Source organism: Lutimonas sp., from assembly GCF_051011215.1.
In the GTDB taxonomy this organism is placed as follows: domain Bacteria; phylum Bacteroidota; class Bacteroidia; order Flavobacteriales; family Flavobacteriaceae; genus Lutimonas.
This window is the reverse complement of record NZ_JBPCUJ010000003.1, coordinates 1-6,534: the sequence shown is the minus strand read 5'-3', so window position 1 is coordinate 6,534 and position 6,534 is coordinate 1. Positions and strand designations below refer to the sequence as shown.

Annotated in this window: 9 protein-coding genes; 3 read left to right on the top strand and 6 right to left on the bottom strand. The window is 36.4% G+C overall.

All coding sequences use genetic code 11. The features are described 5' to 3' along the window. Positions 1–20: 20 nt before the first annotated feature. The 3 genes from ACR2MV_RS00110 (at position 21) to ACR2MV_RS00100 (ending at position 1,575) form a co-directional block, all read left to right on the top strand. Positions 21–272 (top strand): type B 50S ribosomal protein L31, encoded by a 252-nt coding sequence (locus tag ACR2MV_RS00110; protein ID WP_434019828.1) that lies wholly within the window; start codon positions 21–23, stop codon positions 270–272. 274 nt (positions 273–546) lie between these two features. After that, complete coding sequence (locus ACR2MV_RS00105; RefSeq protein ID WP_434019827.1) at positions 547–1,071, top strand: hypothetical protein; 525 nt, start codon at positions 547–549, stop codon at positions 1,069–1,071. A gap of 72 nt (positions 1,072–1,143) precedes the next feature. Then, on the top strand, positions 1,144–1,575 hold the full coding sequence (locus ACR2MV_RS00100) for an NUDIX domain-containing protein (protein ID WP_434019826.1): 432 nt from the start codon (positions 1,144–1,146) through the stop codon (positions 1,573–1,575). On the opposite strand, the gene bshC is transcribed toward ACR2MV_RS00100, so the two are convergent. The 6 genes from bshC to rpmB all read right to left on the bottom strand — a co-directional run bounded on the left by bshC (position 1,572) and on the right by rpmB (position 6,459). After that, the gene (bshC, locus tag ACR2MV_RS00095; protein WP_434019825.1) at positions 1,572–3,176 is read right to left on the bottom strand and encodes a bacillithiol biosynthesis cysteine-adding enzyme BshC; all 1,605 of its coding nucleotides are present in this window, start codon (positions 3,174–3,176) and stop codon (positions 1,572–1,574) included. The two genes, ACR2MV_RS00100 and bshC, sit on opposite strands and share 4 nt — an antisense overlap. 137 nt (positions 3,177–3,313) lie before the next feature. Next, on the bottom strand, positions 3,314–4,633 hold the full coding sequence (rimO, locus tag ACR2MV_RS00090) for a 30S ribosomal protein S12 methylthiotransferase RimO (protein WP_434019824.1): 1,320 nt from the start codon (positions 4,631–4,633) through the stop codon (positions 3,314–3,316). 100 nt (positions 4,634–4,733) lie between these two features. Next, positions 4,734–5,690: a signal recognition particle-docking protein FtsY gene (gene ftsY, locus ACR2MV_RS00085; protein ID WP_434019823.1), complete on the bottom strand. Its 957-nt coding sequence runs from the start codon at positions 5,688–5,690 to the stop codon at positions 4,734–4,736. Positions 5,691–5,827: 137 nt separating this feature from the next. Then, positions 5,828–5,980 (bottom strand): DUF4295 domain-containing protein, encoded by a 153-nt coding sequence (locus tag ACR2MV_RS00080; RefSeq protein WP_434019822.1) that lies wholly within the window; start codon positions 5,978–5,980, stop codon positions 5,828–5,830. 47 nt (positions 5,981–6,027) lie between these two features. Then, positions 6,028–6,213, bottom strand: coding sequence for a 50S ribosomal protein L33 (gene rpmG / locus ACR2MV_RS00075; RefSeq protein WP_434019821.1), 186 nt, complete (start codon positions 6,211–6,213; stop codon positions 6,028–6,030). A gap of 6 nt (positions 6,214–6,219) precedes the next feature. After that, on the bottom strand, positions 6,220–6,459 hold the full coding sequence (rpmB, locus tag ACR2MV_RS00070) for a 50S ribosomal protein L28 (RefSeq protein WP_434019820.1): 240 nt from the start codon (positions 6,457–6,459) through the stop codon (positions 6,220–6,222). Positions 6,460–6,534: the final 75 nt, after the last annotated feature.

Here is a 6,534-nt window from a genome sequence, read left to right as displayed (position 1 = left end):
AAAATTTAAATGAGTTAACGATGAGAAAAGGAATACATCCAGAAAATTATAGAATGGTAGCATTTAAAGACATGTCTAACGGAGATGTTTTTTTAACAAAATCTACTGCTAATTCAAAGGAGACTATTGATGTTGAAGGAATTGAATACCCATTGATCAAATTGGAAATCTCTCGTACTTCTCATCCATATTACACTGGTAAGATGAAATTAGTTGATACGGCTGGTAGAATTGATAAATTCAAGAACAAATACGCGAAGTTCAAAAAGTAATTTTTACTTTATAATTTATAAAAAAGTCCTTTTGTCATGCAAAAGGACTTTTTTTATTCATGGTATTCCATGAATTTTATCAACAATTCCGGGTAATTTTATCCACTAAATTAGGATTAGAAACATTAATTTTTAACTTTGTTTTAAGATTGAGTGCAATGCTTTGGCAAAGTATTTGATTTATCCCTCATAATAACTCCCCTCACATAACGTTAAATACATATACTTGAATAAGTACTATTCATTTATATCAAAATATTTAAAAGATTGAACCATGGAGATAAGCGAGGTAAAAGTTAGAAATGAATTTTTTGTGTCTGCTCTTTTTGTTGAGAGTACGATTACGGATTACCTGTCAGAAAAATTAAATATTTCTGATAGTATCAATTCTGAATTTCTTGGAAACCACCAAGCGGCACTTTCATTTAGTCAGAAAATAGATGCCCTGTTAGATTCAGTTAATTTTTCCATTATTGATAAAAGTAAAATATCGGTATTTAGAGAAATCTATCTTGAGTTTATGCAGAACAAAGAGGCGTCTACCCTAGAAGAAAGTTTTACATCTGCCGATAGCAATGATGACTTCTTATTGATCCTGTATCCTCAGAATGATTATCTTCCAAGAGAAGAGAAATTAATCAATGCTTCCTACCAATTGATTGGAGAGGTTTCTGAATTAGTAGCAGATCAAACTCAAAAGCCAGAAGTTAAAATGCCCAGAAGAAATAGATTCTTTAATTTGGACAATTTAAAAGTAGGCAAGTTCGCTACGTTGTTTTCATTTTTATTGATTTCTTAAAAAAACATAAAAACTATAAGTTAAAGATGACCTTTGCGGGTCATCTTTTTTTTTTGCTAAATTTGCAGTGATATGGGAAAAATATACCGACAAGCAGTTATGGCAGTCATCGTCAATGAGGAATCAAAGGTTCTAATTGGTTATTCTCCACGTGATAAAAGCTATAAATTTCCGCAAGGTGGTCTGGAAGCAAAGGAAAGTCTGCTCCAGGGAATTGAAAGAGAATTAATGGAAGAACTCGATTATCAATTATTCGACGATTACATACTTCAGGTATATGATGAAAAAGTAAGATATCCTTTTCCGCCGGATTGTCATCCTGTATACATGGGGCAAGAATTGTCGATTGTAAAAATAAAACACAGGCCGGAAGCAAATGTTTCACCTCAGGATGATGAGTTTGATGAATTACTCTGGATTCTCCCGGAAGAGTTGGAAACCTATAACTACGAATACCGATCTGATGCTTACAAACAAGCGCTGTTCATTTGTGGATTACTTTAAGCTTCCGGGCTTATGATATCAAATTCCAGTTGTAAGGGGTCTAATGCTGCTATTAAAACAGGGATCAGCTCCTTTCCATGTATTTCATAAAAGCTAGAAAAATTAGCCTGGCGTTCCTGCAGGCTTTGCTTTGGAAAAAGCTCATCTTGTAAAATCGTAATGCGGCTGACCAGTTCTTTGTATTTTCTTTTTTGAGCTCGTAATAACCTTTTTTCCAGGTGATCCAATCCATTCAGTTGTTTTTTCTCCTGAGCGAGAACAGCTCCTGTAAATGATTTATCGGTTTGATCGGACAAGTCTCTTAATTCGTCGAACATCTCTTTCAAAGCCTTCCGTTTCTCGGAAAAATCCAGGTTCAGATCCGAAATATCCTTGACTTTCATTTTGGTCAATTCATGCTGTTTTTTAAAAATATCACGGTCTGAGATATGCAGAGCTGTCATTTTTTTACGCTGCTTCTCGTTGATCAATAGTACTGAATTCCTTAAAAGCAAAATTGGAAAAGGCAGAGCAAAAGCAGTAAAAGTAGCCTTGAGTTGCATCCAATAAGCCATCTCACCCCCTCCTCCAATATAGGATAAGTTGGGTAAAATCACCTCCTGATATAAGGGACGAAGCAACACATTTGGACTAAATTTTTCCGGAGATTTTTGAAGCAGCTCCAAAAGTTCGGATGGAGAAAACACGAGATTCGTATTATTTACTTTATAAACCCCTTCTTCAAACACAAGTCTCTCTCTTAGAGCATTATCCAGGTAGAACAAATTAATCTCTCGGGGATTTACCTGAATTGGGTAAGCAACTCCCAGACGTTCATTGGTTTTTGTTACTTCTTTGAAACTCGTTTGATACAATAACTCTTCTTTTACATAGGGTACAAAAAGTCGCTTCAGATCTTTATCATCGCCATCAATAATCACAAGGCCATAGTCACCAAATAATTCATTTGCCAAAAATCTGGTGGCTTCGGTCAAGGTATCATGTTCCAAATAGGACCTTCGAAAAAGCACTCTTAGCTTCTCTGCATTTTTATTTGAACTCAATAGGCTATCAAATACATCATACACGGGCTGTATATCCTCGGTTAAAACCCTGCCAACTGCCCCCGACACCTGTTTATTCCATTGAATTTTTGTTCCCTTGTAGTTGAAAAAACAAATTTCTTCAAAATCATGATCCTCTGTTGCCATCCAATAGACTGGTACAAAATTCTTTTCTGGAAAATTCTTTTTCAACCGGGTCGCCAGATTGATGGTCGAAATAATTTTATATAAAAAATACAAGGGACCCGTAAACAGGTTTAATTGATGGCCTGTTGTTACGGTAAAGGTCGTATCCTCCTGAAGCAAATCAATATGCTTCTTACTGCGCTTAGAAAGTGAGAGACCCTTTGATTGATCAAGTAAACTGCTGTGCAATACCTGCCTTGATGCTGAAGTAAAGGATGCTGACTTTTCTTCTATTTGCCGGCCAAACCCATCAAGATCCGGAAAATTACCATAAAAATCACTGACCTGCCCATTTTGATCAAGGTAGTCTGACATGATTTTAGAAAAATAACCGGTATCTTGAAATTTAATGGTAGCCTTAGATTGTCCCAATGAATTGAAGTTTTTAGTAAAAATACACCTTTTTTAAACTTAAAAAAGAAGGTCCATTTTTTTTAACCAAGTTTTAAGACGAAATAGCAAACTGGCAATTACAAAAACCTCATTTAGCATTAGAAGAATTAGGAAGATCAGGACAACTTCGCAGGAACCCCATAAAGATCGAAATCAGTAGCTTCCGAAATCGTAATATCAATAAACTGACCGATTTGCAGGTAGTATTTACGCGCATCTACGATCACATTATTATCTACATCAGGACTGTCATATTCCGTGCGGCCAATAAAGTAATTTCCTTCTTTACGATCAAAAATACATTTAAAGGTTTTTCCAACCTTCTCCTGATTCAGATCAAAAGAAATCTGACCCTGAATCTCCATTAATTCAGACACTCGACGCTCTTTGATCTCTTCAGGCACATCATCCTGCAGCAAATAAGCATGGGTATTCTCCTCATGTGAATAGGCAAAAGAACCCATTCTTTCGAACTTGGTATTTTTTACAAATTCCTTCAACTCCTCAAATTGTGCTTCGGTTTCACCAGGATAGCCAGCAATAAGGGTTGTTCTGATGGCCATATCAGGCACTCTTTCTCGGAATTTCTTTATAAGGTCTATGGTTTTATCTGAACTGGTACCCCTTCTCATGGATTTGAGTAGTTCTGAGTTAATGTGCTGTAATGGAATATCTAAATAGTTACATACCTTGGGCTCTTCTCTCATTACATCGAGTACATCCAGTGGGAAACCCGTTGGGAAGGCATAGTGCAGACGAATCCATTCAATTCCCTCCACTTTCGCCAACTTTCTTAAAAGGTCAGCCAGAGCTCTTTTTTTATACAAATCCAAACCGTAATACGTCAAATCCTGAGCGATTAGAATCAATTCCTTCACCCCTTCAGCCGCTAATTTCTCAGTCTCTGTAACCAAACTCTCCATTGGAGTGGAAACATGCCCGCCACGCATTAAAGGTATCGCACAAAAGGAACAAGGCCTGTCACAACCTTCTGCTATTTTTAAATAAGCGTAGTGTTTGGGAGTTGTTGTGAGTCGCTCTCCTACTAACTCATGTTTATAATCCGCTTCCAGCGCTTTTAATAAGTTAGGTAAATCATGGGTACCGAAATACTGATCAACATCAGCGATTTCCTTTTCAAGATCGGGCTTGTATCGCTCACTCAAACAGCCTGTGACGAATACTTTATCAACAGTTCCTGCCTCTTTCTTATCTACATAATGTAAAATCGTATTCACTGATTCTTCCTTGGCTTTACCAATAAAACCACAGGTATTGATCACGACGATATTACCATCATCATTTTCATCTTCGTGAACTACATCTTTTTGATTGGCTTTCAATTGCCCCATCAAGACCTCGCTGTCATATACATTTTTGGAACAGCCCAGAGTAACGACATTAATTTTATTCTTTTTTGAAGTTTTTGTTCTCATAATCTAAGATCTAAGGGTCAATCAATTTTCAATTCTCATAATACATTTCACCCTTTTAATACCATGATCAGAAGGATTCGCTTTATGCTCTAGCGATTTCCTATTTAAAAAACGAATCTACAAACTCGACCTTATTGAATACCTGAAGATCGTCAATACCTTCTCCTACACCAATATATTTTACCGGAATCTGGAACTGATCTGAGATCCCAATAACAACACCTCCTTTGGCGGTTCCGTCAAGTTTGGTTACCGCTAAGGATGTTACTTCCGTTGCTTTGGTAAATTGCTTTGCCTGCTCGAAGGCATTTTGACCTGTCGACCCATCAAGAACCAACAATACTTCATCAGGTTTGTTATCGGATACTTTCTGCATGACTCTTTTGATCTTAGTCAATTCATTCATGAGATTCACCTTATTATGCAAACGCCCGGCAGTATCTATAATCACAACATCTGCATCTTGAGTCACGGCAGATTGAAGTGTATCAAAGGCCACGGATGCAGGATCACTCCCCATTTCTTGTCTCACCATTGGCACGTCTACGCGATCTGCCCACACCTGCAATTGATCAATAGCTGCTGCTCTAAAAGTATCTGCAGCACCCAAAACCACTTTAAGACCCTGTTTCTTAAACTGAGAAGCAAGCTTTCCAATGGTCGTGGTCTTACCCACTCCATTCACGCCTACAATCATGATCACATATGGTTTATTGCTATCCGCAGGAATTCCGAATTCAGTATCATTCCCCGTATTCGTCTTAGCCAATAAGGCAGCGATTTCTTCTCTTAAGATCTGATTTAATTCATCGGTTCCAAAATACTTATCCTTTGAAACTCGTTCTTCAATCTGTTCAATAATCTTTAAGGTTGTATCTACACCAACATCAGAAGAGACCAAAACCTCCTCAAGATTATCAAGAACGTCGTCATCTACTGTAGATTTACCAGCTACCGCCTTCGATAGCTTATTGAAGAAAGAAGTTTTAGATTTTTCTAATCCTTTATCTAGGGTCTCCTTTTTCTCCTTGGAAAATAAATTTTTGAACAAACTCATAATGAATGACTAATTGTTTTGTTTTTTTTAGCGATGACAAAGTTAACTAAAAATAAGGGGACTATCGTCAGGCTTAAAATGCAAAAAAGCTACCTTCCAAAAGAAAGTAGCTTTAAGTATATGATAATGAATAAGGTTTATTTCTTGCTCAAGAAATCATTAACCTTACCTGGATCCATAATGCTCTCAACAAATGTATAAGCCCCTGATTTTTCAGATCTTACCATTTTAATAGCTTTGGTCAATCTCTTTGACCCTGTTTGTAACGATGCTACTGATTTCTTTGCCATGACTCAATGTTTATTAGATCAATTCACCTAAAGTGAAAATCTTTAAATTATTTAATTTCTTTATGAACTGTCATTTTCTTCAAGATAGGATTGAATTTTTTAACTTCCAATCTATCAGGAGTATTCTTCTTATTCTTCGTTGTAATATAACGAGAAGTCCCAGGCTGTCCTGAAGCTTTGTGCTCAGTACATTCTAAAATAACCTGTATTCTATTTCCTTTACTCTTTGCCATCTCTTATTATTTTTTTAAATAACCATTAGCTCTAGCCTCTGCAATCACAGCTTCAACACCTTTTTTATTGATGTTCTTCAAAGCTCTGGTAGAAACTTTTAACGTTACCCATTTATCTTCAGCTGGTAAATAAAAACGTTTTTTTACCAAATTTACTTTGAATTTTCTTTTCGTTCTATTCAAAGCGTGAGATACGTTGTTTCCAACCATTGCTCTCTTGCCCGTTAACTCACATACTCTTGACATTTCCTGACTGTTTTAATTCTTATTTCAAAACGAGGTGCAAAATTAAATATTCTTTCCTAATCTCACAAACTATTT

Bases quoted from the DNA above. Each gene is read 5' to 3' on its own strand.
- ACR2MV_RS00105 (WP_434019827.1), top strand. From the start codon at position 547: ATGGAGATAAGCGAGGTAAAAGTTAGAAATGAATTTTTTGTGTCTGCT.
- ACR2MV_RS00080 (WP_434019822.1), bottom strand. From the start codon at position 5,980: ATGGCAAAGAAATCAGTAGCATCGTTACAAACAGGGTCAAAGAGATTG.
- rpmG (WP_434019821.1), bottom strand. From the start codon at position 6,213: ATGGCAAAGAGTAAAGGAAATAGAATACAGGTTATTTTAGAATGTACT.
- ACR2MV_RS00100 (WP_434019826.1), top strand. From the start codon at position 1,144: ATGGGAAAAATATACCGACAAGCAGTTATGGCAGTCATCGTCAATGAG.
- ACR2MV_RS00110 (WP_434019828.1), top strand. From the start codon at position 21: ATGAGAAAAGGAATACATCCAGAAAATTATAGAATGGTAGCATTTAAA.
- rimO (WP_434019824.1), bottom strand. From the start codon at position 4,633: ATGAGAACAAAAACTTCAAAAAAGAATAAAATTAATGTCGTTACTCTG.
- rpmB (WP_434019820.1), bottom strand. From the start codon at position 6,459: ATGTCAAGAGTATGTGAGTTAACGGGCAAGAGAGCAATGGTTGGAAAC.
- ftsY (WP_434019823.1), bottom strand. From the start codon at position 5,690: ATGAGTTTGTTCAAAAATTTATTTTCCAAGGAGAAAAAGGAGACCCTA.